General features: G+C 64.8%; 27 protein-coding genes and 1 tRNA gene. 23 read left to right on the top strand and 5 right to left on the bottom strand.

Features of this window, described 5'->3' with window-relative positions; translation table 11 throughout:
- Nucleotides 1-5 precede the first annotated feature (5 nt).
- Both holC and JHD77_RS14400 read right to left on the bottom strand, forming a co-directional pair.
- Nucleotides 6-434: a DNA polymerase III subunit chi gene (holC, locus tag JHD77_RS14405; protein WP_003100593.1), complete on the bottom strand. Its 429-nt coding sequence runs from the start codon at nt 432-434 to the stop codon at nt 6-8.
- Nucleotides 431-1,918 (bottom strand): leucyl aminopeptidase, encoded by a 1,488-nt coding sequence (locus tag JHD77_RS14400; protein ID WP_004351504.1) that lies wholly within the window; start codon nt 1,916-1,918, stop codon nt 431-433. Before JHD77_RS14400 ends, holC begins: the two co-directional genes overlap by 4 nt.
- 336 nt (nt 1,919-2,254) lie before the next feature.
- On the opposite strand from JHD77_RS14400, the gene JHD77_RS14395 reads away from it, so the two are divergent.
- The 4 genes from JHD77_RS14395 to lptG all read left to right on the top strand — a co-directional run bounded on the left by JHD77_RS14395 (nt 2,255) and on the right by lptG (nt 6,447).
- Complete coding sequence (locus JHD77_RS14395) at nt 2,255-3,067, top strand: AraC family transcriptional regulator (RefSeq protein WP_003129596.1); 813 nt, start codon at nt 2,255-2,257, stop codon at nt 3,065-3,067.
- 83 nt (nt 3,068-3,150) lie between these two features.
- Nucleotides 3,151-4,074, top strand: coding sequence for an alpha/beta hydrolase (locus JHD77_RS14390; RefSeq protein WP_023128642.1), 924 nt, complete (start codon nt 3,151-3,153; stop codon nt 4,072-4,074).
- A gap of 191 nt (nt 4,075-4,265) precedes the next feature.
- On the top strand, nt 4,266-5,384 hold the full coding sequence (gene lptF / locus JHD77_RS14385; RefSeq protein ID WP_031757030.1) for an LPS export ABC transporter permease LptF: 1,119 nt from the start codon (nt 4,266-4,268) through the stop codon (nt 5,382-5,384).
- The gene (lptG, locus tag JHD77_RS14380) at nt 5,377-6,447 is read left to right on the top strand and encodes an LPS export ABC transporter permease LptG (RefSeq protein ID WP_015649484.1); all 1,071 of its coding nucleotides are present in this window, start codon (nt 5,377-5,379) and stop codon (nt 6,445-6,447) included. The genes lptF and lptG overlap by 8 nt, the downstream gene beginning before the upstream one ends.
- A gap of 131 nt (nt 6,448-6,578) precedes the next feature.
- Here the strand turns inward: lptG and JHD77_RS14375 are convergent, their stop codons facing one another.
- The gene (locus JHD77_RS14375; RefSeq protein ID WP_031757031.1) at nt 6,579-7,076 is read right to left on the bottom strand and encodes an RDD family protein; all 498 of its coding nucleotides are present in this window, start codon (nt 7,074-7,076) and stop codon (nt 6,579-6,581) included.
- Between the two features lie 129 nt (nt 7,077-7,205).
- On the opposite strand from JHD77_RS14375, the gene JHD77_RS14370 reads away from it, so the two are divergent.
- The 3 genes from JHD77_RS14370 (at nt 7,206) to JHD77_RS14360 (ending at nt 9,569) form a co-directional block, all read left to right on the top strand.
- Nucleotides 7,206-8,777, top strand: a complete 1,572-nt coding sequence (locus tag JHD77_RS14370) for an EAL domain-containing protein (RefSeq protein WP_016263141.1) — start codon at nt 7,206-7,208, stop codon at nt 8,775-8,777.
- 236 nt (nt 8,778-9,013) lie between these two features.
- Nucleotides 9,014-9,202 carry a Com family DNA-binding transcriptional regulator gene (locus JHD77_RS14365; protein ID WP_003118306.1) on the top strand — a complete coding sequence of 63 codons (189 nt, stop codon included), beginning with the start codon at nt 9,014-9,016 and terminating at the stop codon, nt 9,200-9,202.
- A gap of 4 nt (nt 9,203-9,206) precedes the next feature.
- Nucleotides 9,207-9,569 carry a hypothetical protein gene (locus JHD77_RS14360; protein ID WP_023105983.1) on the top strand — a complete coding sequence of 121 codons (363 nt, stop codon included), beginning with the start codon at nt 9,207-9,209 and terminating at the stop codon, nt 9,567-9,569.
- A gap of 245 nt (nt 9,570-9,814) precedes the next feature.
- Here the strand turns inward: JHD77_RS14360 and JHD77_RS14355 are convergent.
- A tRNA-Leu gene (locus JHD77_RS14355) sits at nt 9,815-9,901 on the bottom strand.
- A 102-nt stretch (nt 9,902-10,003) separates the two neighbouring features.
- Between JHD77_RS14355 and queA the strand changes: the two genes are divergently transcribed.
- From queA to JHD77_RS14325, 6 genes are all read left to right on the top strand, one after another.
- Nucleotides 10,004-11,047 (top strand): tRNA preQ1(34) S-adenosylmethionine ribosyltransferase-isomerase QueA, encoded by a 1,044-nt coding sequence (gene queA, locus JHD77_RS14350; RefSeq protein ID WP_023088094.1) that lies wholly within the window; start codon nt 10,004-10,006, stop codon nt 11,045-11,047.
- A gap of 12 nt (nt 11,048-11,059) precedes the next feature.
- Nucleotides 11,060-12,178 carry a tRNA guanosine(34) transglycosylase Tgt gene (gene tgt, locus JHD77_RS14345; protein ID WP_003100607.1) on the top strand — a complete coding sequence of 373 codons (1,119 nt, stop codon included), beginning with the start codon at nt 11,060-11,062 and terminating at the stop codon, nt 12,176-12,178.
- Between the two features lie 43 nt (nt 12,179-12,221).
- On the top strand, nt 12,222-12,560 hold the full coding sequence (gene yajC / locus JHD77_RS14340; RefSeq protein ID WP_003092856.1) for a preprotein translocase subunit YajC: 339 nt from the start codon (nt 12,222-12,224) through the stop codon (nt 12,558-12,560).
- 59 nt (nt 12,561-12,619) lie between these two features.
- Nucleotides 12,620-14,482: a protein translocase subunit SecD gene (secD, locus tag JHD77_RS14335; RefSeq protein WP_024929008.1), complete on the top strand. Its 1,863-nt coding sequence runs from the start codon at nt 12,620-12,622 to the stop codon at nt 14,480-14,482.
- Between the two features lie 10 nt (nt 14,483-14,492).
- Nucleotides 14,493-15,413 carry a protein translocase subunit SecF gene (gene secF, locus JHD77_RS14330; protein ID WP_003100612.1) on the top strand — a complete coding sequence of 307 codons (921 nt, stop codon included), beginning with the start codon at nt 14,493-14,495 and terminating at the stop codon, nt 15,411-15,413.
- A 183-nt stretch (nt 15,414-15,596) separates the two neighbouring features.
- Nucleotides 15,597-16,145, top strand: a complete 549-nt coding sequence (locus tag JHD77_RS14325) for a glycine zipper 2TM domain-containing protein (RefSeq protein ID WP_003092848.1) — start codon at nt 15,597-15,599, stop codon at nt 16,143-16,145.
- Between the two features lie 104 nt (nt 16,146-16,249).
- Here JHD77_RS14325 and suhB read toward each other — a convergent pair whose 3' ends face one another.
- Nucleotides 16,250-17,065, bottom strand: a complete 816-nt coding sequence (gene suhB / locus JHD77_RS14320) for a type III secretion system regulator SuhB (protein ID WP_003122098.1) — start codon at nt 17,063-17,065, stop codon at nt 16,250-16,252.
- Between the two features lie 151 nt (nt 17,066-17,216).
- Between suhB and trmJ the strand changes: the two genes are divergently transcribed.
- The 10 genes from trmJ (at nt 17,217) to iscX (ending at nt 24,421) form a co-directional block, all read left to right on the top strand.
- On the top strand, nt 17,217-17,990 hold the full coding sequence (gene trmJ / locus JHD77_RS14315) for a tRNA (cytosine(32)/uridine(32)-2'-O)-methyltransferase TrmJ (protein ID WP_003113799.1): 774 nt from the start codon (nt 17,217-17,219) through the stop codon (nt 17,988-17,990).
- Nucleotides 17,990-18,766 (top strand): serine O-acetyltransferase, encoded by a 777-nt coding sequence (cysE, locus tag JHD77_RS14310; RefSeq protein ID WP_003100615.1) that lies wholly within the window; start codon nt 17,990-17,992, stop codon nt 18,764-18,766. Before trmJ ends, cysE begins: the two co-directional genes overlap by 1 nt.
- A gap of 144 nt (nt 18,767-18,910) precedes the next feature.
- Nucleotides 18,911-19,402, top strand: a complete 492-nt coding sequence (gene iscR / locus JHD77_RS14305) for a Fe-S cluster assembly transcriptional regulator IscR (RefSeq protein WP_003092836.1) — start codon at nt 18,911-18,913, stop codon at nt 19,400-19,402.
- Between the two features lie 29 nt (nt 19,403-19,431).
- Nucleotides 19,432-20,646 (top strand): IscS subfamily cysteine desulfurase, encoded by a 1,215-nt coding sequence (locus JHD77_RS14300; RefSeq protein ID WP_003092832.1) that lies wholly within the window; start codon nt 19,432-19,434, stop codon nt 20,644-20,646.
- A gap of 35 nt (nt 20,647-20,681) precedes the next feature.
- Nucleotides 20,682-21,068, top strand: a complete 387-nt coding sequence (iscU, locus tag JHD77_RS14295) for a Fe-S cluster assembly scaffold IscU (protein ID WP_003092829.1) — start codon at nt 20,682-20,684, stop codon at nt 21,066-21,068.
- 27 nt (nt 21,069-21,095) lie between these two features.
- Nucleotides 21,096-21,419: an iron-sulfur cluster assembly protein IscA gene (gene iscA / locus JHD77_RS14290; RefSeq protein ID WP_003100617.1), complete on the top strand. Its 324-nt coding sequence runs from the start codon at nt 21,096-21,098 to the stop codon at nt 21,417-21,419.
- Between the two features lie 7 nt (nt 21,420-21,426).
- Nucleotides 21,427-21,948 carry a co-chaperone HscB gene (gene hscB / locus JHD77_RS14285; RefSeq protein ID WP_003092824.1) on the top strand — a complete coding sequence of 174 codons (522 nt, stop codon included), beginning with the start codon at nt 21,427-21,429 and terminating at the stop codon, nt 21,946-21,948.
- Nucleotides 21,949-21,990: 42 nt separating this feature from the next.
- Entirely contained in the window at nt 21,991-23,850 is a 1,860-nt protein-coding gene (gene hscA, locus JHD77_RS14280; RefSeq protein WP_012613648.1) for a Fe-S protein assembly chaperone HscA, read from the top strand.
- 6 nt (nt 23,851-23,856) lie between these two features.
- Complete coding sequence (gene fdx / locus JHD77_RS14275; protein ID WP_003092818.1) at nt 23,857-24,195, top strand: ISC system 2Fe-2S type ferredoxin; 339 nt, start codon at nt 23,857-23,859, stop codon at nt 24,193-24,195.
- A 25-nt stretch (nt 24,196-24,220) separates the two neighbouring features.
- The gene (gene iscX / locus JHD77_RS14270; protein ID WP_003092814.1) at nt 24,221-24,421 is read left to right on the top strand and encodes a Fe-S cluster assembly protein IscX; all 201 of its coding nucleotides are present in this window, start codon (nt 24,221-24,223) and stop codon (nt 24,419-24,421) included.
- Nucleotides 24,422-24,639: the final 218 nt, after the last annotated feature.

Genomic DNA, 24,639 nt, shown 5'->3' with positions numbered 1-24,639 from the left:
GCACTTCAGATACGCGGCAGGCGATGGTCCTGTAGAGGATAGCCCTGCTCCCGGTAGAAGCGGAATTTATCCCGTGCCGCCTGGCGGATCGCCGGCTCCTCGACCACCAGTTCGGCCACCCGCGAAAAGTTCGGGACGAAGCCGGGGGCCTCGAGGGTCAGGTTGATCAGCAGGTCGCGATGGTTCCCCGGGGGCTCGCCCAGGCCCAGGGCGACGGGCGCCTCGGCGTCTTCCTCGGCCAGGCTGTGAGGAATGAAGGCCTCGCCGCGGAAGCTCCACAGGCGGCCGTCCAACTCGCTGCGCTGCGCCTCGTCGGCGCAATGCAGGTAGACCTGCATGCCCTGCCGCCAGGCCTTCTCGGCCAGGCGGCAGGCGACCTGCAGGCGCGCCGACGGATCGGCGCTGGGGATCACGTAGAAATCGACCCGGGTCACTTGGCCCGTTCCAGCAGGTACTGGGTCAACAACGGAACCGGGCGGCCGGTGGCGCCTTTGTCCTTGCCGCCGCTGATCCAGGCGGTGCCGGCGATGTCCAGGTGCGCCCAGTGGTATTTCTTGGCGAAGCGCGAGAGGAAGCAGCCGGCGGTGATGGTGCCGGCCTTCGGCCCGCCGATGTTGGCGATGTCGGCGAACGGGCTGTCCAGCTGTTCCTGGTATTCGTCGAACAGCGGCAATTGCCAGGCGCGGTCGTCGGCGAACTCGCCGGCCTTGAGCAGTTGCCTGACCAGCGCTTCGTTGTTGCCCATAAGGCCCGAGGTGTTGCTGCCCAGGGCGACGATGCAGGCGCCGGTGAGGGTGGCGATGTCGATCACCGACTGCGGCTTGAAGCGCTCGGCGTAGGTCAGTGCGTCGCACAGCACCAGGCGCCCTTCGGCGTCGGTGTTGAGGATCTCGACGGTCTGCCCGCTCATGGTGGTGACGATGTCCCCCGGACGGGTGGCTCCGCCGCTGGGCATGTTCTCGGCGCAGGCGAGCAGGCCGACCAGGTTGATCGGCAACTGCAGTTCGAGCACCGCGCGGAAGGTGCCGAAGACGCTGGCGGCGCCGCACATGTCGAACTTCATCTCGTCCATGCCCAGGCCCGGCTTGAGGCTGATGCCGCCGGTGTCGAAGGTGATGCCCTTGCCGACCAGCACGTGCGGGGCCTGGTCCTTCTTCGCGCCGTTGTATTGCAGGACGATCAGCCGCGGCGGCTGGTCGCTGCCCTGGGCGACGGCGAGGAACGAGCCCATGCCCAGCTCGCGCAGTTTCTTCTCGTCGAGGACCTCGACCTTCAGGCCCTTGAACTCCTTGGCCAGGCCCTTGGCTTGCTCGCCGAGGAACGTCGGATGGCAGACGTTCGGCGGCAGGTTGCCGAGATCGCGGGTCAGGGCCATGCCATTGGCGATGGCCTGGGCTTCCTTGCTGCCTTGCTCGACGGCGGCGCTGTCGGCCTTGTCGGCGAGCAGGGTCAGCTTCTTCAGTTTCAGCGGCTCGGCTTTCTGGCTCTTGTAGCGATCGAACACGTACAGGCCGTCGGCCAGGGTTTCCACCAGCAGACGCGCCTTCGCATGGGCACCGCGGCCTTTCACCGCGAGATCGCCGAGGGCCAGCGCGGCATCGGCGCCGGCCAGGCCCTTGAGGGTCGACAGCACGGCGGAGGCCAGCTTGCGGTACTGGCGGTCGCCCAGTTCGCGCTCCTTGCCGGCGCCGACCAGCAGCACGCGCTCGGCCTTGAGATTGGGCAGGCTCTGCAGGAGCAGGGTCTGGCCGACCTTGCCGGCCAGGTCGCCACGCTTGAGCACTGCGCTGATGGCGCCGCCGGTGGCGTCGTCGACCGCCTTGGCGCTGGCGCCGAGCTTGCGGCCTTCGCCTACGGCGAGCACCAGGGTGGCGGTTTTCAGGGTTTCCGGGCGTACGCTTTTAACAAGGAATTCCATGGAAGAGGTCCCCAATACAGACAGTCGGGATGGCGCAAGGGGCGGCATCCGTTAGCGGTAAGCGATTGTTCCGAGCACGATTCGTCCCGAGGACTGACGGTCGCCGCCGGGGCGGTGACGCAGGCAGCGACAGCTTAGTCGTTGCGGCGGGGGTCGTTCCATGCCGAGGATGGCAACCGAGGTTCTACAGCGCCGGAGCCGGGTTGGCGGTGCCACCCGGCCGTTGCCGCACATGGTCGCACAACTGCGGCATGTCTGGCACGACTGTGTACGCACGGGAACCCGCGGCCATGCCGCGTCCCTATAATGAACGTTTCGTTCCGCAGGAGTCGCACCGTGCCCGCCAGCAAACCTGTCGCGGATCCCGCCCGGAGTACCGACCCACGCGATTACCAGCGAGTCGGCCGGCCGCTCGGGGTCATGGCCAAGACCTTCCCGGCGGGTTTCGTGGTCGCCGAGCATCGGCACGAGCGGGCGCAGTTGATCCATGCCCTGTCGGGCGTGATCGAACTGCATGTCGGTCGCACGCTATGGCTGGTCCCGCCGCAGCGCGCGGTATGGATGCCGGCGGGGATGGCGCACGCGATGCTGGCGCGCGGCGAGGTCCGCTTGCACACAGTCTATGTCCGGCCGCAGTCCTGCCCGCCGGAATTCCCCCGGGTGCCGCGCGGAGTGATGGTCAGCCCATTGTTGCGCGAGTTGATCGTGCGCGCCGCCGGCCTGCCGTTGTTGTACGACGAGCGCGGCCGGGAGGGGCGGTTGATGGCGGTGCTGCTGGACGAACTGGAGTGGTCGCGGGAACAGCCCCTGGCCTTGCCCGACCCCGCGGACCGACGCCTGGGAAGAATCTGCCAGGCGCTGCTGGAGAACCCGGCCGACCCTCGCGGGCTGGAGGAGTGGGCGCGCTACGTGGGGGCGTCCTCGCGGACCCTGGCACGGCTGTTTCTCTCCGAGCTGGGAGTGACCTTCGTCCATTGGCGCCACCAGGTGCGCCTAGCCGCCGCCCTGCCACGCCTGGCGGCTGGCGAAGCGGTGGCGCGGATCGCCGTGGATCTCGGCTACCAGACGCCCAGCGCATTCAGTGCCATGTTCCGACGCCTGACCGGGAGCACGCCGAGCCGCTACTTCGCCTTGTCCGATTCGGCGTAGCCTTCGTCCGTTGGCGGACGGCGCCGACGCGGCAGGATTCCTATGCTGGGCCCGTTTCCAGACGACCGCCCCGGGAGGCAAGCATGCAACGACTGAACGTGGAATTCCGCTCCGAGGGTGTCGCCCTGCGCGGCTGGCTGTATTTGCCGGAGGCGCGTGCCGAGCGGCCGGCGATCGTCATGACGCACGGTTTTTCCGGGGTGAAGGAGCAGTACCTGGACCGTTACGCCGAGGTATTCGCCGCCGCCGGCTTCGTCGTGCTCCTCTACGATCATCCGAACTTCGGCGACAGCGACGGCGAACCGCGTCAGGAAATCGATCCGGTGATGCAGCGCCGCGGCTATCGCGACGCGATCACCTGGTTGGGCGCCCAGGCCCGGGTCGACGCCAGCCGCATCGGCATCTGGGGAACCAGCTACAGCGGCGGACATGTGCTGGAAGTGGCCGCACTGGATCGGCGGGTGAAATGCGTGGTGGCGCAGGTGCCGACCGTCAGCGGCCATGCCTCGGCGTTGCGCCGGACCCGCGCCGAGCAGTTGCCGGCATTGCTGGCAAGCTTCGACGCGGACCGCCAGCGGCGCTTCGAGGACTTGCCGCCGGCGCTGTTGCCGGCGGTCGCCGCGGGCCCCGACGAGCCTTGCGCGATGGCCGGCGCGGACGCCCACCGGTTCTTCACCGACAGCGCGGCGCTGGCGCCGAACTGGTGCAACCGGGTGACCCTGCGTAGCGCCGAGCTGGCGCGGGAGAACGAGCCAGGCATCCACATGGCGCGGATCAGCCCCACGCCGCTGCTGATGATCGTCGCCGACCGGGACCTGCTCACGCCCACGGACCTTTGCCTGGAGGCCTACCAGCGGGCATTGCCGCCCAAGCGGCTGCTGATGCTCGCCGGCGGCCATTTCACGCCGTACATCGAGCATTTCGACGCCACCAGCCAGGCCGCGGCAGACTGGTTCGTCCGTCATCTCGGAGAGGGCGGCGAGCAATCAGCGACGGTCGTCGAATAAATCGGCAAGCGCTGAACGAGCGTTCGCCTCGACGGTCTATCGGGCTCTTGGTTCGGCCTGCGCAGTGACAGGCCCGCCGAATCGCAGGATAATGCCGGCTATTTTCTCCGCGCCATGCCGCCATGGCCGGAAACGCGTGATGACGGGGCCGACGGGCCCCGTCAGAGCCTGGCAACCCAGGAGTGTCCGGATTGATCGTTTTCCGTTATTTGTCCCGTGAAGTGCTGGTCACCATGAGCGCCGTCAGCGCCGTGCTGCTGGTGATCATCATGAGTGGCCGTTTCATCAAGTACCTGGCGCAAGCGGCGCAGGGGTTGCTCGACCCCGGTTCGCTGTTCCTGATCATGGCGTTCCGGATTCCCGGCTTCCTGCAGCTGATTCTGCCGCTTGGCCTGTTCCTCGGCATCCTGCTGGCCTACGGGCGGCTCTATCTGGAAAGCGAGATGACCGTGCTCTCGGCGACCGGCATGAGCCAGAAGCGCCTGCTCGGCTACACCATGGCGCCGGCGCTGCTGGTGGCGATCCTGGTGGCCTGGCTGAGCCTGTTCCTGGCGCCCCAGGGCATCAACCAGTTCGCCCTGCTGTTGAACAAGCAGGATACCCTGACCGAGTTCGACACCCTGGTCCCGGGCCGTTTCCAGGCAATGCGCGACGGTACCCGGGTGACCTATACCGAGGAACTGTCGAAGGATCGCGGCGAACTGGCCGGCATCTTCATTTCGCAGAAGGACCTCAACAGCAGCAACCAGGAACGCGGCATCTCCATCCTGGTGGCGGAGAAGGGCACCCAGAACATCCAGGCGGATGGCAGCCGTTACCTGATCCTGCACAACGGCTACCGCTACGACGGCAATCCCGGGCAGGCCAACTACCGGGCGATCCAGTACGACACCTATGGCGTGATGCTGCCCAAGCCCGAGGCCAGCAGCGAGGTGAGCGAGCGTGACGCGGTGCCCACCGCCGACCTGTTCGGCAGCGACAACCCACGCTACCAGGCCGAATTGCAGTGGCGCCTGTCGACCCCGCTGCTGGTGTTCGTGGTGACCCTGCTGGCGGTGCCACTGTCGCGGGTCAACCCACGCCAGGGGCGCTTCCTCAAGCTGCTGCCGGCGATCCTCCTTTATATGGGCTACCTGGCTCTGCTGATCGCTGTCCGTGGCCAGTTGGAAAAAGGCAAGATCCCCATGGCCATCGGCCTGTGGTGGGTCCACGGACTATTCCTGGCGATCGGTCTTCTTCTGTTCTATTGGGAACCCTTGCGCCTGAAGCTGGCGTCCTCCCGTGCCGGTCGCGAGGTGGCGCATGGTTAAGCTCGATCGTTACATAGGTGTCACCGTCTTCGTCGCGATCCTCGCGGTGCTCGGGGTGATCCTCGGCCTGGCGCTGCTGTTCGCCTTCATCGACGAACTCAACGACATCAGCGCCAGCTACGGCATTGGCGATGCCCTGCGCTTCATCTTCCTCACCGCGCCACGGCGCGCCTACGACATGCTGCCGATGGCGGCGCTGATCGGCTGCCTGGTCGGCCTCGGCACCCTGGCCAGCAACAGCGAACTGACCATCATGCGCGCGGCCGGGGTATCCCTGTCGCGGATCGTCTGGGCGGTGATGAAACCGATGCTGGTGCTGATGCTGGCCGGCATCCTGGTTGGCGAGTACGTCGCGCCCTGGACCGAGAACATCGCCCAGAGCGGCCGCGCCCTGGCCCAGGGCGGCGGCGATTCGCAAAGCTCCAAGCGCGGTCTGTGGCATCGCCAGGGGCGCGAGTACATCCACATCAACGCGGTGCAGCCCAATGGCGTGCTGTACGGCGTGACCCGCTACCACTTCGACGAGCAGCGTGGCCTGGAATCGGCCAGTTTCGCCAAGCGCGCGCGCTTCGAGAACGGCCAGTGGCAACTGGAAGAAGTGACCACCACGTTTCTTTACATGAAGGAAGTCAAGCATACGGTGGTCATGAATTCGCTGACCGAGCCCTGGGACGTGCAGCTCAGCCCGCAACTGCTGAACACTGTGGTGATGGAGCCCGAGGCGCTGTCTATCAGCGGTCTATGGCAGTACATCCACTATCTCGCCGACCAGGGCCTGAACAACAACCGCTACTGGCTGGCGTTCTGGACCAAGGTCCTGCAACCGCTGGTGACCGCCGCGCTGGTGCTGATGGCGATTTCCTTCATCTTCGGTCCGTTGCGCTCGGTGACCCTGGGCCAGCGGATCTTCACCGGCGTGCTGGTGGGCTTCGTCTTCCGCATCGCCCAGGACCTGCTCGGTCCCTCCAGCCTGGTGTTCGACTTCCCGCCGCTGCTGGCGGTGGTGATCCCCGCCTCGATCTGCGCACTGGCGGGTGTCTGGCTGCTACGCCGGGCGGGCTGACAGGCCCGGCAGGCCGGGTATGAAAAAAGGCCACCTTCGGGTGGCCTTTGTGCTTCCTTGTCACGTCGGGCTGGAGCTTGGCCGCCGGCGCGACGAAGGCGAAAACAGCGCGTTCTGCGGACCTGTTTCGCTCACTTCTTGTGAGTGTTCTTCGGCAGCCTGACCACCTGGCTCTCCGAATAGCTGTCGTGCCAGGTACGCTTGTCCTTGTCCCAGAGCATCCAGAGGAAGCCGAGGCCGAGGCACAGCCAGGAGGCGATGGCGATCATGAAGCGCAGCAGCGCCTGGAGCAGGCTGATGGCGCTGCCGTCGCGGTTCTGCACGCGCAGGCCCCAGACCTGCATGCCCAGGGTCTGGCCGTTGTGGGTCCAGAATTTGGCGAAGAAGCCGAACAGGGCGAACACCAGCAGGGTCGAGAGCAGCGGGTCGCCGATCAGCGCGCCACGGTCGGCCAGTTCGCGCAGGTGATCGCTGCCGTAGATCAGTCGAAGGATGCCTTGCTGGTAGACCAGGGTGACCACCATCATCAGCGCCACGCAGAGCAGGAAGTCGTAGAACATCGCCGCCAGGCGGCGGACCAGACCGGCAGGGGCATAGTCGCCCTGGGGAGAAAGCATGTGTTTCGGCATCGGCGTGTTCCGTGCGGGGCAAAGCCGGGGATTATACGTCCATCCGCAGCTTGCGCCGCCCACCCGGGCAACGCTTTTCCCCGGCTGTTCTAGTCTTTGCGCAGACCCCAATCATTACGAGTCTTTTCTATGCCGATTCCGGTGAAGCGAGCCAGGAGAAAGGCGCTCCGGCTGTCGTTGTCCGTGCTGGTCGGGGTGATGCCGATCGTCCTGGGGCTGCTCATCCTCTACTGGCAGGCCGAGCGAAGCCTCCAGGAGACGTCCGAGCAGGCAGCCGGGAATGCGGTGCGGCAGTTCGAACGGATGCTCGACAACGCTGCGTTGGCGGCGCGCAAGGTCATGCCGGTGGCGGGGCGTCCTTGTCCCGAGGCCGAGCTGGCGCTGCGCGAGCAAGTGGCGATCATGCCGTTCGTGCGCTCGGTCAATTTGACGCGCGACAATACGATCTATTGCACGTCGTTGTTCGGCGGCTTCGACGAGCCGGTGCGGATCGAGAACTATGTCGACGGACGCCTCTTGCTGATGCCCGGCAACCAGGTCACGCCGGACGCCGCGCTGCTGGTCCTGCGGGACTTCGACGGCAAGCGCGGGGTATTGGCGGCGATCGACGGGCGCTACTTGAGCTACGTGCTGGACCTCGTCGACCGACGTAGCCGACAGGTGCTGGTGGTCGGTCCCAATTGGCTGGATGCCGAGGGCCGCACTCACCGCGACGCGCCGCCCACCTATGAGGTCGCCGCCGTATCGCTCGCTTCGCAGCGTTATCCGTTGCGGGTGCTGTCGGGCTTCCCCGAGGGCGAGGAATGGCGATCGATCCGCTCGCAGAACCCGGCGATGTTCGGCCTGCTACTGTTCTTCGGACTGCTGGCCGGCACTCTGTGCTACTGGCTATCCAGGCGGGTCGCCTCGCCCAGCAGCGAACTGCGCCGGGCCCTGGAGGCCAACGAGTTCATTCCCTACTACCAGCCGCTGAGTCCCGGCCAGGGCGGACGCTGGATAGGCGTCGAGGTGCTCATGCGCTGGCGTCATCCGCGTGAGGGACTGATCCGGCCCGACCTGTTCATACCTTTCGCCGAGCGCTCGGGACTGATCGTACCGATGACGCGCGCGCTGATGCGCCAGGTCGCGGAAGACCTGGGCGGGCATGCCGGGAAGCTGGAGCCAGGCTTCCACATCGGTTTCAACATCAGTGCCACCCATTGCCACGAACTGGCCTTGGTGGACGACTGTCGCGAGCTGTTGGCGGCGTTTCCGCCCGGGCACATCACCTTGGTCCTGGAACTGACCGAGCGCGAGCTGATCGAGTCGAGCGAAGTCACCGACCGCCTGTTCGACGAATTGCATGCCCTGGGAGTGAAGATCGCCATCGACGATTTCGGCACCGGACATTCCAGCCTGGCCTACCTGCGCAAGTTCCAGGTGGACTGCCTGAAGATCGACCAGAGCTTCATCGCCCGCATCGGCATCGATACCCTTTCCGGGCATATTCTCGACAGCATCGTCGAGCTGTCCGCCAAGCTCGACCTGGATATCGTCGCCGAAGGCGTGGAGACCCCCGAGCAGCGTGACTACCTGGCCGCCCGCGGGGTGGATTACCTGCAGGGCTACCTGATCGGCCGGCCGATGCCGCTGGAGAGTCTGCTTTCCAGTTTGGCAGGGGGGCGGTCAGCGTGCGATAGCGAGTGCAGTGCCGGGCGCTAGCGATGCAACGGTTGCCGGAAATGCGGGTTTTGAATCTCGTCTGGTGTGGGCGTGGGCAGGCTGCCTGTTCTTGAATGGCAAGTGTCTGAAGGGCGCTCGACGCAGGCTCCGCGATGGACGTGCTTGTGTTACCCACTTATTACAGTGTATTGGCCGTACATTGAAGAAGTCTCATTGAGAAGTCCGCTGGCGAGCGCGAAAGTAAGCGCATCCGACGTAGCCTGGATGTTACGCAAATGCTGAAAGACTTTCGTTGTGGTAACTGCAAGCGACTTCTAGCCCGAATGGGCCTTTTCACGGAACTCCAGATTAAGTGCTCTCGCTGCGGTGCACTGAATCATGCGAAGGCTACGAGCCTCGAGCTATCGCCATTGAGCGACACCCATGCGGAATTTTCCGCCCCTGTTATGCGACTCAAAAGGTGAAGCTATGTATGCTGAAAAAATTGGCAAGCACTTTCGTTCTCTGTTCCCGAATGGTCAGGTAGTACAACTGGTGGATCCGGCCGAGAACACCGATGGGCTGTACGTTCGGTATGCCAACGCGGCTGCGGGTAACGGTTATGTGAACCTGTATGCCTCTCCTACGGCACCGTCTGGCCCCGGCGACATCAATACCCGGATCATCTTCTGTGGCAACAACTCTGGCAGGGCCGGAGAGCAAGCCCAGGTGTTTCTGCCCTATCCTTTGTTCATTCCAGCTGGGCACGGTATCTGGGCGAGCAGTGGTAGCTTCCAGGCTGGCGCTGCGCCTACCGGTGGCCTTGGTCTGTCATGGGACTTCCTTGGCTAGACCGAGAAGAGCGAGGAGCACCTCAGCGTCATGCTGAGGTGTTTTTTATCGGAGATATGCCATCTGCCCACGCGTCAGACAGCGCGTTTTCTGTCTGTGCTGAGGGTGTCGAGCGTTGGTTGTCCGGTAGCTTTCTGTGGCGTTCTGCAAGCACTGCTGGTGAGTCGCAGACAACAAAAAACCGGCGCGAAGGCCGGTTTCTCTACTGTCCTGTGCTCCCCCTGGAAACGCTTGGGAAGTCAGGATGGTGCCTCGGGAGAGACTCGAACTCTCACTCTGTCGCCAGAAACGGATTTTGAATCCGCCGCGTCTACCGATTCCGCCACCGAGGCAATGGCGGCGCAGTATAGGGAGGCGCCTACCGTTGGTCAATCGGGTTCGTGGCGGGGCAAACACATTTCCGGTAAGCTACGCGGCCTTTCGAGAGTCTCCCCATGCGTGTCGCCGATTTTCATTTCGACTTGCCCGAGGCCCTGATCGCCCGTCATCCCCTGCCTGAACGCCGCGCAAGCCGCCTGTTGGCGCTGGATGGCCCGACGGGAACCCTCGCCCACAGACAATTCGCCGATCTCCTGGACTACCTGCGTCCGGGCGACCTGATGGTGTTCAACAATACCCGGGTGATCCCGGCGCGCCTGTTCGGCCAGAAGGAGTCCGGTGGCAAGCTGGAGGTCCTGGTCGAGCGCGTGCTCGACCAGCACCGGGTGCTTGCCCACATACGCGCCAGCAAGGCGCCCAAGCCCGGTATGCGGATCCTCGTCGAAGGCGGTGGCAGCGCGGAGATGCTGCAACGCCACGACGCCCTGTTCGAACTCGCTTTCGCCGAGCCTGTGCTGCCTTTGCTGGAGCGGGTCGGGCACATGCCGTTGCCTCCCTATATCGACCGACCGGACGATGCGGCCGACCGCGAGCGCTACCAGACCGTCTACGCCCAGCGCGCCGGTGCGGTGGCGGCCCCGACCGCCGGCCTGCACTTCGATGAGGCGCTGCTCGAGGCGATCCGCGCGAAGGGGGTGGATACCGCCTTCGTTACCCTGCATGTCGGCGCCGGTACCTTCCAGCCGGTGCGTGTCGAGCGTATCGAGGACCATGTGATGCACCGCGAATGGCTGGAGGTCGGCCAGGACGTGGTGGACGCGGTTTCCGCCTGCCGGGCCCGCGGCGGCCGGGTAGTCGCCGTCGGCACCACCAGCGTGCGCTCGCTGGAAAGCGCGGCACGCGACGGTGAGCTGAAGCCCTTCAGCGGCGACACCGACATCTTCATCTTCCCGGGCCGGCCGTTCCATGTGGTCGATGCCCTGGTCACCAACTTCCACCTGCCCGAATCCACCCTGCTGATGCTGGTCTCGGCCTTCGCCGGCTACCCGGAGACCATGGCCGCCTACGCCGCGGCGGTGGCGCAGGGCTATCGCTTCTTCAGTTACGGTGATGCCATGTTCATCACCCGCAATCCCGCGCCCCGCGGACCCGAGGACTGATCCATGAGCTTCATGAACTTCGAGCTGCTGGCGACCGACGGCAAGGCCCGTCGCGGCCGCCTGACCTTCCCCCGCGGCGTGGTCGAGACCCCGGCCTTCATGCCGGTGGGCACCTACGGCACGGTGAAGGGCATGTTGCCGCGCGACATCGAGGACATCGGCGCGCAGATCATCCTCGGCAACACCTTCCATCTCTGGTTGCGCCCGGGCACCGAGGTGATCCAGCGCCACGGCGACCTGCACGACTTCATGCAGTGGAAAGGCCCGATCCTCACCGATTCCGGCGGTTTCCAGGTGTTCAGCCTGGGAGCCATGCGCAAGATCAAGGAGGAGGGCGTGACCTTCGCCTCGCCGGTGGACGGCGCCAAGGTCTTCATGGGGCCGGAGGAGTCCATGGCGGTGCAACGCGCCCTGGGCTCGGACATCGTGATGATCTTCGACGAATGCACGCCGTACCCGGCCGACCATGACGTCGCCAAGCGCTCCATGGAGCTGTCGCTGCGCTGGGCCAAGCGCTCGAAGATCGCCCATGGCGATAGCCCGTCGGCGCTGTTCGGCATCGTCCAGGGCGGTATGCACGAGGACCTGCGCCTGCGCTCGCTGGATGGCTTGCAGGAGATCGGCTTCGACGGCCTGGCCATCGGTGGTTTGTCGGTGGGCGAGCCGAAGGAAGAGATGATCCGCGTGCTCGATTTCCTGCCGCCGCAGATGCCGGCCGACAAGCCGCGCTACCTGATGGGCGTGGGCAAGCCGGAAGACCTGGTGGAAGGCGTGCGCCGCGGCGTGGACATGTTCGACTGCGTGATGCCGACGCGCAATGCGCGCAACGGCCACCTGTTCGTCGACAGCGGGGTGATCAAGATCCGCAACTCGGTACACAAGCACGACGACTCCACGCTCGACCCGACCTGCGACTGTTACACCTGCAAACATTTTTCCCGCGCCTATCTGCACCACTTGGACAAGTGCGGGGAAATGCTCGGTAGCATGCTCAATACCATCCACAACTTGCGGCATTATCAGCGGGTTATGGCTGGTTTGCGCGAGGCAATCCAACAGGGTACATTGGCCGCCTTTGTCGATGCCTTCTATGCCAAGCGCGGCCTTCCCACGCCGCCGCTGGATGCCTGACTTTCCTTTATCCAACTCTATTGCTTTGTGACAGGAGTGCTACATGAGCTTTCTAATTCCCGCTGCCTACGCCGACGCAGCCGCTCCGGCAGCCGCTGGCCCGGCCGGCACCGGTTTCGAGTGGGTCTTCCTGGTTGGTTTCCTGGTCATCTTCTACCTGATGATCTGGCGTCCCCAGGCCAAGCGCGCCAAGGAACACAAGAACCTGCTGGGCAACCTGCAAAAAGGTGACGAAGTCGTCACTTCCGGCGGTATCGCCGGCAAGGTGACCAAGGTCGCCGACGATTTCGTCGTCGTCGAGGTTTCCGACAACGTCGAGCTGAAGTTCCAGAAGGCCGCGATTGCCGCGACCCTGCCGAAAGGCACCCTGAAAGCGATCTGATTTTCACCTAAACACATGACGGGGCGCGCAAGGCGCCCCGCGTCATAACGGGCGGTGTCATGCTCAACAAGTATCCTCTGTGGAAATATCTGCTGATCCTGGCGGTCCTCGCCGTCGGGTTCATCTATTCCGCACCCAACCTCTACCCGGACGACCCGGCGGTGCAGATCAGCGGCACCAGCACGGCGCTGCAGGTCACCCAGGCCGATGTCGACCGCGCTGCCAAGGCGCTGACCGACGCCGGTATCGCGGTGAAGGCCGACAGCCTGTCGAAGAAGGGCGGCCTGATCCGCCTGGTCAAGCAGGACGACCAGCTTCCCGCCAAGGAAGTGGTGCGCCGGACCCTGGGCGACGACTACGTGGTGGCGCTGAACCTGGCCCAGACCACTCCCGAGTGGCTGCGCAAGCTGGGCGGCAGCCCGATGAAGCTCGGCCTGGACCTGTCCGGCGGTGTGCACTTCCTGCTGGAAGTGGACATGGACAAGGCGGTCGATGCCCGCCTGAAGGTCTATGAAAGCGAAGTGAAGAGCCTGCTGCGCAAGGAGCGCGTGCGCTACCGCAGCCTGCCGATCCAGGATCGCGCGATCCAGCTCGGTTTCACCGACAGCGAATCCCTGGACAAGGCGCGCAGCCTGATCGCCAAGGACTTCCGCGATTTCGAGGTCGTGCCCGAAGAGCGCAACGGCCTGCAGGTCCTGCGCGTCGCCCTGACCCAGGCCAAACTGGCGGAAATCCGCGAATACTCCATCAAGCAGAACCTCACCACCGTCCGCAACCGGGTCAACGAGCTGGGCGTATCCGAGCCGCTGGTTCAGCGCCAGGGCGCCAATCGCATCGTGGTCGAGCTGCCGGGCGTGCAGGACACCGCGGAAGCCAAGCGGATCCTCGGCAAGACCGCCAACCTAGAATTCCGCCTGGCCGCCGAGCCGGACGCCCTGAAGTCCGCCACCGAGACCTTCGAGTTCCGCGAGCCGCGCCGGCCGCCGGTGCCGCTGGAGCGCGGGGTGATCATCACCGGCGACCAGGTCACCGACGCCAGCGCCAGTTTCGACGAGAACGGCCGCCCGCAGGTGAACATCCGCCTGGATGGCCACGGCGGCGAGCTGATGAACCGCGCCACCCGCAACAACGTCGGCCGCAGCATGGCGGTGGTGTTCATCGAGCAGAAGCCGGTGACCCGCTACACCAAGCAGATGGTCGATGGCGTCGAGAAGGAGGTCGCGGTTCCGGCGTTCAAGGAAGAGAAGCAGATCATCAGCCTGGCGACCATCCAGTCGCCGCTGGGCAACCAGTTCCGTATCACCGGCCTCGATGGCCCGGGCGAGTCCTCCGAGCTGGCCCTGCTGCTGCGTGCCGGCGGCCTGGCTGCGCCGATGTACTTCGCCGAAGAACGCACCATCGGCCCGAGCCTGGGGGCGGACAACATCGCCAAGGGTATCGATGCGTCGCTCTGGGGCATGCTCTTCGTATCGCTGTTCATCATCGTCATCTACCGTTTCTTCGGCGTGATCGCCACCGTTGCGCTGGCCTTCAACATGGTCATGCTGGTGGCGCTGATGTCGATCCTCGGCGCGACCCTGACCCTGCCGGGCATCGCCGGTATCGTGCTGACCATGGGCATGGCGGTGGACGCCAACGTGCTGATCTTCTCGCGGATACGCGAGGAACTGGCCAATGGCATGTCGGTCCAGAGGGCGATCCACGAAGGCTTCAACCGTGCCTTCACCGCGATCCTCGACGCCAACCTGACCTCGCTGCTGGTCGGCGGCATCCTCTACGCCATGGGCACCGGCCCGGTGAAAGGATTTGCCGTGACCATGTCGCTCGGCATCATCACCTCGATGTTCACGGCCATCATGGTCACCCGCGCAATGGTCAACCTGATCTTCGGCGGGCGTGACTTCAAGAAGCTGTGGATCTAAGGGGACTGAGATGAATATCAAGATCGGTACCATCAACTTCATGGGCATCCGCAACGTCGCGTTTGCCGTCACCCTGATCCTGACCGTCATCGCCCTGGGCAGCTGGTTCACCAAGGGCATCAACTTCGGCCTCGACTTCACCGGCGGTACGCTGATCGAGCTGACCTACGAACAACCGGCCGATCTCGGCAAGGTGCGTGGTCAACTGGTCGGCGCCGGCTACGAGGACGCCGTGGTGCAGAGCTTCGGCGACGCCCGCGACGTGCTGGTGCGGATGCCCAGCGAGGACCCGGAACTGGGCAAGAAGGTCGCTACCGCCTTGCAGCAGGCCGATGCCGGCAACCCGGCGAACCTGAAGCGGGTCGAGTACGTCGGCCCGCAGGTGGGTGAAGAACTGCGCGACCAGGGCGGCCTCGGCATGCTCCTGGCGCTGGGCGGCATCCTGCTGTACGTCGGCTTCCGCTTCCAGTGGAAGTTCGCCCTCGGTGCGATCCTCTCGCTGGTGCACGATGCGATCATCGTGATGGGCGTGCTGTCGTTCTTCCAGGTGACCTTCGACCTGACCGTCCTCGCCGCTGTGCTGGCGGTGGTCGGTTACTCGCTGAACGACACCATCGTGATCTTCGACCGGGTGCGCGAGAACTTCCGCGTGCTGCGCAAGGCCGATCTGGTCGAGAACCTGAACATCTCCACCAGCCAGACCCTGTTGCGTACCATCGCCACCTCGGTTTCCACGCTGCTGGCTATCGCCGCGCTGCTGTTCTTCGGCGGCGACAATCTGTTCGGTTTCTCCATCGCCCTGTTCGTCGGTGTAATGGCGGGTACCTACTCGTCGATCTACATCGCCAACGTGGTATTGATCTGGCTGAACCTGACCAGCGAGGACCTGATCCCGCCGCAGGCCAAGGACACCGTCGACGATCGCCCCTGAGGCGCTCTGGTTCGGCACTCCGGCGCCTGCCGGTCACTCGAGGACTCCCGCTTTTGGCGGGAGTTTTCGTATCTGCGCCAACGAAACGTTTGTCGGGAGCCTGGAACTTGGTGGTTTTTGCCCAGTCCTAGGCAAGGCAAAGGGCGAACATAGCCCGCATTGGATGAAAGCCAGGAGGTACATGTGAACAAGTCGATGCTCGTCGGGGCCGTTCTGGGTGCCGTAGGCGTGACCGCAGGTGGCGCGGTAGCCACCTATAGCCTGGTGGATCGCGGTCCCGACTACGCCGAGGTCGTCGCTGTCCAGCCGGTCAAGGAAACCATCAAGACGCCGCGCCAGGTCTGCAAGGACGTGGCCGTGACCCGCCAGCGTCCGGTCAAGGACCAGCACCAGATCGCCGGTACCGCCATCGGTGCGGTGGTCGGCGGCTTGCTGGGCAACCAGATCGGCGGCGGTACCGGCAAGAAGATCGCCACCGTGGCCGGCGCCGTCGGCGGCGGCTACGCCGGCAACAAGGTGCAGGAAGGCATGCAGGAGCGTGACACCTACACCACCACCGAAACCCGCTGCAGCACCGTGCACGACAGCAGCGAGAAGGTCGTCGGCTATGACGTGAAGTACATGCTCGACGGCAAGGCCGGGCAGATCCGCATGGAGCGCGATCCGGGCAGCCAGATCCCGGTCGACAAGAATGGCCGGCTGATCCTCAGCCAGGGCGAAACGCTGCGCTGAGCCTGACTGTCGCAATGATGCACAAGGGCGCCCGCGGGCGCCCTTGTGCATTTTCATGGAGATGAAAAACCCGGCGCCAGGCCGGGTTCTTCGTCAGCGGCGGATCAGCGCTTCAGCGACGGCGGCAGGTGCGGCTGGATGGTGGTCAGCAGTGCCTTGAAGCATTTGGTGTTGCCGGCGACGATGTGACCCTTCTCGAGGAATTCGTGGCTGCCGGTGAAGTCGCTCACCAGGCCGCCGGCTTCCTGTACCAGCAGGGCGCCTGCCGCCATGTCCCATTCGGACAGGCCGAATTCCCAGAAGGCATCGTAGCGTCCGGCGGCGACGTAGGCCAGGTCCAGACTGGCGGCGCCGGCGCGGCGGATGCCGGCGGTCTGGCCGACCAGGCTGCGGAACATGTTCAGGTAGTTGTCGAGATTGTCGATCTGGTTGTCGCGGAACGGGAACCCGGTGCCGAGCAGGGCGCCTTCCAGGCTCTTGCGGCCGCTGACGCGCAGGCGGCGACCGTTGAGGGCGGCGCCGCGACCGCGGCTGGCGGTGAATTCTTCCTGGCGTACCGGGTCGAGGACCACGGCGTGCTCCAGGCGGCCCTTGTACTTGCAGGCGATGCTCACGGCGAAGTGCGGTACGCCATGGATGAAGTTGGTGGTGCCGTCCAGCGGATCGATCACCCAGAGGTAATCGGCGCCCTCGCCGCTGCCTTCGATGAAGCCGCCTTCCTCGCCCATGATCGCGTGAGTCGGATAGGCCTTGCGCAGCGCGGCGATGATGGTCTGCTCGGCGGCGCGATCGACTTCGGTCACGTAGTCCTTGGCATCCTTCTCGTTGACCGAGATGACATCCAGGCGTTCGATGGAGCGGAAAATCAGTTCACCGGCGCTGCGAGCGGCGCGCAGGGCGATATTCAGCATAGGCTGCATGGAGAGGTCACCTGGGTCGTTAAAGAAAGCCGGCCATTCTAGCAGAAACCGATGGCGTTTGAAGGGCGACCTGTCGGCCGCATGGTATAAAGCTGACCTCTGCTGTAGGATTTCACACCCTTCAGTAACTTGGCGTTGGAGAGCATCGGCGTTGCTCGACCGTATTCGTGTGGTGTTGGTCAACACCAGTCATCCCGGCAACATCGGCGGGGCGGCCCGTGCCATGAAGAACATGGGCCTGTCGCAACTGGTGCTGGTGCAGCCGGAAAGCTTTCCCCACGGCGACGCGGTGGCGCGGGCTTCCGGCGCCACCGACATCCTCGACGCCGCAAGGGTGGTGGACACCCTGGAAGAGGCCCTGATCGGCTGCAGCGTGGTGCTCGGCACCAGCGCCCGCGACCGGCGGATTCCCTGGCCGCTGCTGGATCCGCGCGAGTGCGCGACGACCTGCCTGGAGCACCTGGAGGCGAATGGCGAGGTGGCCCTGGTATTCGGGCGCGAATATGCGGGTTTGACCAACGAAGAATTGCAGCGCTGCCAGTTCCATGTGCATATCCCCTCCGATCCCGAGTTCGGCTCGCTGAACCTGGCGGCCGCGGTCCAGGTGCTCACCTACGAGGTGCGCATGGCGTGGCTGGCGGCCCAGGGCAAGCCGACCAAGATGGAAAAGTTCGAGTCCACCTCGATGCTCAACACCGAGCTGGTGACGGCCGACGAGCTGGAACTCTATTACGCGCATCTGGAGAGGACGCTGATCGATATCGGCTTCCTCGATCCGGAGAAGCCGCGCCACCTGATGTCGCGGTTGCGGCGCCTGTATGGGCGCAGCGCGATCAGCAAGCTGGAAATGAATATCCTGCGCGGGATCCTGACCGAAACCCAGAAGGTGGCCCGAGGCCTGTCCTACAAGCGGAGTGACGACTGATGTTCGAACGTGTGCGTGAAGATATCCAAAGCGTATTCCACCGTGATCCGGCGGCTCGCAACGCACTCGAGGTCCTCACCTGTTATCCGGGCCTGCACGCCGTCTGGCTGCATCGGCTGGCCCACGGCTTGTGGACGTCCGGCTGGAAGTGGCTGGCGCGCCTGGTGTCCAATTTCGGCCGCTGGATGACCGGCATCGAGATCCACCCGGGGGCCAGGATCGGCCGGCGCTTCTTCATCGACCACGGCATGGGCATCGTCATCGGCGAAACCGCCGAGATCGGCGACGACGTCACCCTCTATCAGGGTGTTACCCTGGGCGGCACCACCTGGAACAAGGGCAAGCGCCACCCCACCCTCGGCAACAACGTAGTGGTCGGTGCCGGTGCCAAGGTGCTCGGCCCGTTCACCGTCGGCGAGGGCGCCAAGGTCGGCTCCAACGCCGTGGTGACCAAGGAAGTCCCGCCGGGTGCCACCGTGGTCGGCATTCCCGGGCGGATCATCATGCGCGAGGACTCCGAGCAGCAGGCCAAGCGCCAGGCGATGGCGGAGAAGCTCGGCTTCGATGCCTATGGGGTCAGCCAGGACATGCCGGACCCGGTGGCGCGTGCCATTGGTCAGTTGCTCGATCACCTGCAGGCCGTCGACGGCCGGCTCGAGGGCATGTGCCAGGCGCTCACCGCCCTGGGTAGCGACTATTGCGCGAAGGACCTGCCGGTATTGCGCGAGGAAGATTTCGCCGGAGTCAAGGATGAGGACGGCAATCCGGCCGCGTAATGCGCGGCCGGCGGCTTTCTGCTAGCATGTAGCGCCCTGAATTTGCCTAATCCTGAGTAATTTGATCGGTCTTATAGTTGACCTAATTACTCGGATAAGAGCATAATCCGCGTCAACCCCGAATGATCCCGATGGGAAAAGCCCATGCGTCTGACCACCAAAGGCCGCTACGCCGTAACCGCCATGCTCGACCTGGCGCTGCATGCTCAGCAAGGTCCGGTCTCGCTGGCCGATATCTCCGAACGCCAAGGCATTTCCCTGTCCTATCTCGAACAGCTGTTCGCCAAGTTGCGCCGTGGCAACCTGGTGACCAGCGTGCGCGGCCCGGGCGGCGGCTACCAGCTGTCCCGCCATATGTCGGGCATCCATGTGGCGCAGGTGATCGACGCGGTCAACGAATCCGTCGATGCGACCCGCTGCCAGGGGCAGGGCGATTGCCACTCCGGCGATACCTGTCTGACCCACCACCTGTGGTGCGACCTCAGTTTGCAGATCCATGAGTTCCTCAGCGGCATCAGCCTGGCCGATCTGGTCAGCCGCCAGGAGGTCCAGGAGGTCGCGCTGCGCCAGGACGAACGCCGTTGCTCAGGCAAGACGCCTCGTCTCGACAAGATTGAAGCGTCCGCCATCGACTGAGCAGGGCGCCAGCCTGTAGGAGTTACCTGATGAAATTGCCGATCTACCTCGATTACTCCGCGACCACTCCCGTCGATCCCCGCGTCGCCCAGAAAATGAGCGAATGCCTGCTGATGGACGGCAACTTCGGCAACCCGGCTTCGCGTTCCCACGTGTTCGGCTGGAAAGCCGAAGAAGCCGTGGAAAACGCCCGTCGCCAGGTGGCCGAACTGGTCAACGCCGATCCCCGCGAGATCGTCTGGACCTCCGGCGCCACCGAGTCCGACAACCTGGCGATCAAGGGCGTCGCGCACTTCTACTCGGGCAAGGGCAAGCACATCATCACCTCGAAGATCGAGCACAAGGCGGTCCTCGACACCTGCCGCCAGCTGGAGCGCGAAGGTTTCGAAGTGACCTACCTGGAGCCGGGCGAAGATGGCCTGATCACTCCTGCTCTGGTCGAGGCGGCGCTGCGTGACGACACCATCCTGGTCTCGGTCATGCACGTGAACAACGAGATCGGCACCGTCAACGACATCGCCGCCATCGGCGAGCTGACCCGCTCCCGCGGCGTGCTGTTCCACGTCGACGCCGCACAGTCGACCGGCAAGGTCGAGATCGACCTGGACAAGCTCAAGGTCGACCTGATGTCCTTCTCCGCGCACAAGACCTACGGCCCGAAAGGCATTGGCGCGCTCTACGTCCGGCGCAAGCCGCGCGTCCGCATCGAGGGTCAGATGCACGGTGGCGGCCATGAGCGCGGCATGCGTTCCGGCACCCTGGCCACCCACCAGATCGTCGGCATGGGCGAGGCGTTCCGCATCGCCAAGGAAGAAATGGCCCAGGAGAACGCCCGCGTGCTGGCGCTCCGCGACCGCTTCTTCGCGCAGATCGACGGCCTGGAAGAGCTCTACATCAACGGCAGCATGACCTCCCGCGTCCCGCACAACCTCAACGTCAGCTTCAACTACGTCGAGGGCGAGTCGCTGATCATGGCGCTCAAGGACCTCGCGGTCTCCTCCGGTTCGGCCTGTACCTCGGCGTCCCTGGAACCGTCCTACGTATTGCGCGCCCTGGGCCGCAACGACGAACTGGCGCATAGCTCCATCCGCTTCACCTTCGGTCGCTTCACCACCGAGGAAGAGATCGACTATGCCGCGAAGAAGGTGGTCGAGGCCGTTTCCAAGCTGCGCGAACTGTCGCCGCTGTGGGATATGTACAAAGAGGGCGTCGACCTGTCCCAGGTCGAATGGCAGGCGCACTGAGCGCCTCGTGCCCCGGAAAAACGTGAGGATTAGCCATGGCATATAGCGAAAAGGTCATCGACCACTACGAAAACCCGCGCAACGTCGGCAAGCTCGACGCTGCCGATCCCAACGTCGGCACCGGCATGGTCGGCGCGCCGGCCTGCGGCGACGTGATGCGCCTGCAGATCAAGGTCAACGAGCAGGGCGTGATCGAAGACGCCAAGTTCAAGACCTACGGTTGCGGTTCCGCGATCGCCTCCAGCTCCCTCGCCACCGAGTGGATGAAGGGCAAGACCCTGGACGAGGCGGAAACCATCAAGAACACCACCATCGCCGAAGAGCTGGCCCTGCCGCCGGTGAAGATCCACTGCTCCGTTCTCGCCGAAGACGCCATCAAGGCCGCCGTTCGCGACTACAAGCAGAAGAAGGGTTTGCTCTAAGCCGCTCGTGACGAGTAAGGAGTTGCAATGGCCATCAGCATGACCGAAGCCGCCGCCAAACACGTGCAGCGCTCCCTCGAGGGGCGCGGCAAGGGCGAGGGTATCCGTCTTGGCGTGCGCACCACTGGCTGTTCCGGGCTTGCCTATGTCCTCGAATTCGTCGATGAACTGGCGGCCGAGGACCTGGTCTTCGAGAGCCATGGCGTGAAGGTCATCATCGACCCGAAAAGCCTGGTCTATCTCGATGGCACCGAGCTGGACTTCACTCGCGAAGGGCTCAACGAAGGCTTCAAGTTCAACAATCCCAACGTTCGTGGCGAATGCGGCTGCGGCGAAAGCTTCAACGTCTGAGGCCGGCGTGGGTAAACCCTGTCATTTCGCCCAGTTCGACCTGCAACCGGCTTTCCTGGTCGATCTCGACGAGCTCGGCCAGCGCTATCGCGAGTTGGTGCGCAGCGTCCATCCCGACCGTTTCGCCGACGCTCCCGAGCGCGAGCAGCGTCTCGCCCTGGAACGCGCGGCGCAACTGAACGAGGCCTACCAGACCCTGAAGAGCGCTCCGCGCCGGGCCCTGTACCTGTTGACCCTGAGTGGTCACGAGTTGCCCTTGGAGGCTACGGTGCAGGATCCGGAGTTTCTCCTGCAGCAGATGCAGCTGCGCGAGGAGCTGGAGGAGTTGCAGGACAGCGCCGACCTGGCCGGCGTGGCGACTTTCAAGCGTCGGCTCAAGGCCGCCCAGGCCGAGCTGGAGCGTGAGTTCGCCGCGTGCTGGGACGATGCGCAGCGCCGCGAAGAGGCCGAACGCCTGGTCCGTCGCATGCAGTTCCTCGACAAGCTCGCGCAGGAAGTGCGCCAGCTGGAAGAGCGACTCGACGATTAATCCCTGCGGCCCCCGGGCCGCACCCCATAGTTAAGACAGAGCATGGCCCTACTGCAGATCGCCGAGCCCGGTCAGAGTCCCAAGCCCCATGAGCGTCGCCTGGCGGTTGGGATCGACCTGGGTACCACCAATTCGCTGGTCGCCGCGGTGCGTAGCGGCGTCGCCGAGCCCTTGCCGGATGCGCAGGGGCGCCTGATCCTGCCTTCCGCGGTGCGTTATCACGCCGAGCGGGCGGAAGTGGGCGAGAGCGCCCGCGCGGCCGCCGCGGAGGATCCCTTCAATACCGTCATTTCGGTCAAGCGCCTGATGGGGCGCGGCCTGGAGGACGTCAAGCAACTGGGCGAGCAATTGCCCTACCGCTTCCGCCAGGGCGAGTCGCACATGCCCTTCATCGAGACCGTACAGGGGTTGAAGAGTCCTGTGGAAGTCTCGGCGGACATCCTGCGTGAGCTGCGCCAGCGCGCCGAAACCACCCTCGGTGGCGAGCTGGTGGGTGCGGTGATCACTGTGCCGGCCTATTTCGACGACGCCCAGCGCCAGGCTACCAAGGATGCCGCGCGCCTGGCCGGACTGAACGTCCTGCGCCTGCTCAACGAGCCGACCGCCGCCGCCGTGGCCTACGGCCTGGACAAGGGCGCGGAAGGCCTGGTGGCCATCTATGACCTGGGTGGTGGAACCTTCGACATTTCCATCCTGCGCCTGACCCGCGGTGTCTTCGAAGTCCTGGCCACCGGCGGCGATACGGCCCTGGGCGGCGACGACTTCGACCATGCCATCGCTGGCTGGGTGATCGAGGAGGCTGGCCTTTCTGCCGATCTGGACCCGGGCAGCCAGCGGCAGTTGCTGCAAATCGCCTGTGCGGCCAAGGAGCGTCTTACCGACGAGGCGTCGGTCCGGGTCGCCTACGGCGACTGGAGCGGCGAGCTGAGCCGGGCGACGCTCGACGAGTTGATCGAGCCGTTCGTCGCTCGCAGCCTGAAGTCCTGCCGCCGAGCGGTGCGCGACTCCGGTGTCGATCTGGAAGAAATCCGCTCGGTGGTGATGGTCGGTGGCTCGACCCGCGTGCCCCGTGTGCGCACGGCGGTTGGCGAGTTGTTCGGCTGCGAGCCGCTGACCGATATCGATCCGGACCAGGTGGTCGCCATCGGCGCGGCCATCCAGGCCGATGCCCTGGCCGGCAACAAGCGCGGCGAGGAATTGCTGCTGCTGGACGTCATTCCGCTGTCGCTCGGCCTGGAAACCATGGGCGGGCTGATGGAGAAGGTGATTCCGCGCAATACCACCATCCCGGTGGCGCGCGCCCAGGAGTTCACCACCTACAAGGACGGCCAGACGGCCATGATGATCCACGTGCTGCAGGGCGAGCGCGAGCTGGTGAAGGATTGTCGTTCGCTGGCGCGCTTCGAGCTGCGCGGCATTCCGCCGATGGTGGCGGGCGCGGCGAAAATCCGGGTGACCTTCCAGGTCGACGCCGACGGCTTGCTCGGCGTGTCCGCACGCGAACTGAGTTCCGGCGTCGAGGCCAGCATCCAGGTCAAGCCGTCCTATGGGCTGACCGACGGCGAGATCGCGCGGATGCTCAAGGACTCCTTCGACTACGCCGGCGACGACAAGGCTGCCCGCGCCCTGCGCGAACAGCAGGTCGAGGCGCAGCGGCTGCTGGAGGCCGTGCAGTCGGCGCTGGACGTCGACGGCGAGCGGCTCCTGGACGAAGAGGAGCGCCTGGCCATCGCGGCGCAGATGGACACCTTGCGTGAACTGGCCGGTGGTAGCGACACCGCGGCCATCGAGAACCAGATCAAGCGCCTGTCCCAGGTGACCGACGCTTTCGCCGCGCGGCGGATGGACGCGACCGTCAAGGCCGCGCTCTCCGGCCGCCGGCTCAACGAAATCGAGGAATAAGCGAAGATGCCGCAGATCGTGATTCTGCCCCATGCCGACCACTGCCCCGAGGGGGCGGTATTCGAGGCGAAGCCCGGCGAAACCATCCTGGATGCCGCGTTGCGCAATGGCATCGAGATCGAGCATGCCTGTGAGAAATCCTGCGCCTGCACGACCTGCCACGTAATCGTCCGCGAAGGCCTCGATTCCATGGAGCCGTCCGACGAACTCGAAGACGACATGCTGGACAAGGCCTGGGGCCTGGAGCCCGATTCGCGGCTATCCTGCCAGGCAGTGGTGGCCGACGAAGACCTGGTGGTCGAGATTCCCAAGTACACCATCAACCAGGTGTCGGAAGGCCACTGAGCCCGGCGGTAGAGAGGAGCGTGCAATGAGCCTGAAATGGACCGATGTGCTGGAAATCGCCATCCAGCTCGACGAAAGCAAGCCGGAGGTCGATCCGCGATACGTCAACTTCGTCGATCTGCGGCGCTGGGTGGTGGAACTTCCAGAGTTCTCCGACGATCCTCAGCGTAGCGGGGAGAAAGTCCTGGAGGCCATCCAGGCCGCCTGGATCGAGGAACGGGACTAGCCATAGGCCCGCCCTACGCATTTGCCGGGAACCCGCGTATAATTCGCGGGTTTTATTTTAGGTAAGGCCTGAAATCGCCCGCGGGCGCATTCCAGGCTAGGCGCGCCGGGCCCGATGCCAGGCGCAGCCACGCTGATTCCGGCCCTTTCGGGCCGTTTTCGTCAGCGTCCTGAACGAATCACGGCGTCCCGCCCCGCTGGCGGGGCCGCCCATGCTAG

The sequence above is a fragment of the Pseudomonas sp. P20 genome (genome assembly GCF_016463925.1).
Lineage (GTDB): Bacteria > Pseudomonadota > Gammaproteobacteria > Pseudomonadales > Pseudomonadaceae > Pseudomonas > Pseudomonas aeruginosa.
The sequence above is the reverse complement of the archived record's forward strand: the minus strand, read 5'-3'. Positions and strand labels throughout refer to the sequence as shown.

Coding starts and splice junctions, on each gene's coding strand:
- JHD77_RS14360 (WP_023105983.1), top strand. CDS start 9,207: ATGTATGCTGAAAAAATTGGCAAGCACTTTCGTTCTCTGTTCCCGAAT.
- queA (WP_023088094.1), top strand. CDS start 10,004: ATGCGTGTCGCCGATTTTCATTTCGACTTGCCCGAGGCCCTGATCGCC.
- cysE (WP_003100615.1), top strand. CDS start 17,990: ATGTTCGAACGTGTGCGTGAAGATATCCAAAGCGTATTCCACCGTGAT.
- JHD77_RS14400 (WP_004351504.1), bottom strand. CDS start 1,918: ATGGAATTCCTTGTTAAAAGCGTACGCCCGGAAACCCTGAAAACCGCC.
- JHD77_RS14390 (WP_023128642.1), top strand. CDS start 3,151: ATGCAACGACTGAACGTGGAATTCCGCTCCGAGGGTGTCGCCCTGCGC.
- JHD77_RS14300 (WP_003092832.1), top strand. CDS start 19,432: ATGAAATTGCCGATCTACCTCGATTACTCCGCGACCACTCCCGTCGAT.
- iscR (WP_003092836.1), top strand. CDS start 18,911: ATGCGTCTGACCACCAAAGGCCGCTACGCCGTAACCGCCATGCTCGAC.
- JHD77_RS14375 (WP_031757031.1), bottom strand. CDS start 7,076: ATGCCGAAACACATGCTTTCTCCCCAGGGCGACTATGCCCCTGCCGGT.
- JHD77_RS14370 (WP_016263141.1), top strand. CDS start 7,206: ATGCCGATTCCGGTGAAGCGAGCCAGGAGAAAGGCGCTCCGGCTGTCG.
- suhB (WP_003122098.1), bottom strand. CDS start 17,065: ATGCAGCCTATGCTGAATATCGCCCTGCGCGCCGCTCGCAGCGCCGGT.
- hscA (WP_012613648.1), top strand. CDS start 21,991: ATGGCCCTACTGCAGATCGCCGAGCCCGGTCAGAGTCCCAAGCCCCAT.
- iscX (WP_003092814.1), top strand. CDS start 24,221: ATGAGCCTGAAATGGACCGATGTGCTGGAAATCGCCATCCAGCTCGAC.
- iscA (WP_003100617.1), top strand. CDS start 21,096: ATGGCCATCAGCATGACCGAAGCCGCCGCCAAACACGTGCAGCGCTCC.
- tgt (WP_003100607.1), top strand. CDS start 11,060: ATGAACTTCGAGCTGCTGGCGACCGACGGCAAGGCCCGTCGCGGCCGC.
- fdx (WP_003092818.1), top strand. CDS start 23,857: ATGCCGCAGATCGTGATTCTGCCCCATGCCGACCACTGCCCCGAGGGG.
- JHD77_RS14365 (WP_003118306.1), top strand. CDS start 9,014: ATGCTGAAAGACTTTCGTTGTGGTAACTGCAAGCGACTTCTAGCCCGA.
- secD (WP_024929008.1), top strand. CDS start 12,620: ATGCTCAACAAGTATCCTCTGTGGAAATATCTGCTGATCCTGGCGGTC.
- iscU (WP_003092829.1), top strand. CDS start 20,682: ATGGCATATAGCGAAAAGGTCATCGACCACTACGAAAACCCGCGCAAC.
- lptG (WP_015649484.1), top strand. CDS start 5,377: ATGGTTAAGCTCGATCGTTACATAGGTGTCACCGTCTTCGTCGCGATC.
- yajC (WP_003092856.1), top strand. CDS start 12,222: ATGAGCTTTCTAATTCCCGCTGCCTACGCCGACGCAGCCGCTCCGGCA.
- secF (WP_003100612.1), top strand. CDS start 14,493: ATGAATATCAAGATCGGTACCATCAACTTCATGGGCATCCGCAACGTC.